Origin of the sequence: Methanoregula sp., from assembly GCF_002835825.1 — an archaeon.
Lineage (GTDB): Archaea > Halobacteriota > Methanomicrobia > Methanomicrobiales > Methanospirillaceae > Methanoregula.
Genome location: NZ_PIZH01000607.1, coordinates 1 through 1,259, shown reverse-complemented (window position 1 = coordinate 1,259; position 1,259 = coordinate 1). Strand labels below are relative to the sequence as shown.

General features: G+C 60.0%; 1 protein-coding gene. It reads right to left on the bottom strand.

What is annotated here, in order from left to right; translation table 11 throughout:
• Positions 1 to 204: 204 nt before the first annotated feature.
• Positions 205 to 1,200, bottom strand: coding sequence for a hydrogenase expression/formation protein HypE (gene hypE, locus CW742_RS13760; RefSeq protein WP_292421351.1), 996 nt, complete (start codon positions 1,198 to 1,200; stop codon positions 205 to 207).
• Positions 1,201 to 1,259 lie beyond the last annotated feature (59 nt).

The following is a 1,259-nucleotide window of genomic DNA, read 5'->3' as shown; positions in this document are numbered from 1 at the left end:
GAATATTATAAAAACACCGGATTTGGCCTCTTCCTCTCCCGGGAGATCCTTGCAATCACCAACCTGACGATCAGCGAGTCGGGGGAGTATGGCAGGGGTGCACGGTTTGTCATCCGTGTACCCCGGAACGGGTACCGGGACGCGATGGCCGAACTACCGGCATGAGAGAACCTGCCCAATATAAAAAAAGAACGGGTAAGGCAATCAGCAGACGCGGGGGACCGGATCGCCCATCGGGGGTTCGATGAACCGCTCGCCGCCCACTGCGGTCTCCATGATCACATGGGAGCCTGCGGTCACCCGCCCGATCACCGCGGCATTCCTGCCATAGGGGTGGGCTTTGAGGGCCGCGAGCACGGCCAGAGCATCCTGTGCCGGGACGCCCATGACAACCTTGCCCTCGTTTGCCACCTCAAGCGGATCGATCCCGAGCATCCCTGCCGCGCTCTTCACGTTCTTCCGGATAGGAATCTCCTCCTCCGCGATCCGGACACAGACACCGCTCTTCTTTGCCATCTCATTAATCGATGCGGCAAACCCGCCCCGTGTCGGGTCTTTCATGGCATGGATGGTCCCTGCTTCAAGGGCGGGTTCGATCATCTTCCAGACCGGAGCCACATCCGAGCGGATCTGCTCGCCGAGATCGAAACCTTCCCGGTGCGCCATGATCGCAATACCGTGATCGCCAAGCGTGCCGGAGACGATGATGACATCCCCCGGCACAAGGCCGTTGTCCCGTACCACGGTCTTTGCAATCCCGATACCGGCCGTGTTGATGGCGATCCCGTCAAGGGCGCCGCGTTCGAGGACCTTGGTGTCACCGGTGACGAGGCTGGCTCCGGCCTCTCCAAGCGCATCGTCCATGGAGGCAACAATGCGCGCAAGGTCATCGACATCGAACCCCTCCTCGATGATCATACCGCAGGAGAGGGCAACGGGCCTGCCACCCATCACGGCAAGGTCGTTGATGGTGCCGCAGACCGAGATCCTCCCGATATCCCCGCCGGGAAAGAAGAGTGGCCGCACGACATGCGAATCGGTCGTGAAGACCAGGTTCTCGCCGCCGAGAGGGATGACCGCCCCATCATCGAGTGCCTCAAGGCCGATTCCCCCGGCATTGTTGTTTTTGAATTTCGTAAGGGTCGTGAGGAGCTCTCCCATAACTTCGCCACCGGCGCCATGCATCATGTTCACTTTCATATCAGTCTTCCACCTCGATCTCGACATTGGTCACGACAATCTCCCGTCCTTTCACCAGC

Excerpts from the sequence above, each read along its gene's own strand:
- hypE (WP_292421351.1), bottom strand. The coding sequence starts at position 1,200 with ATGAAAGTGAACATGATGCATGGCGCCGGTGGCGAAGTTATGGGAGAG.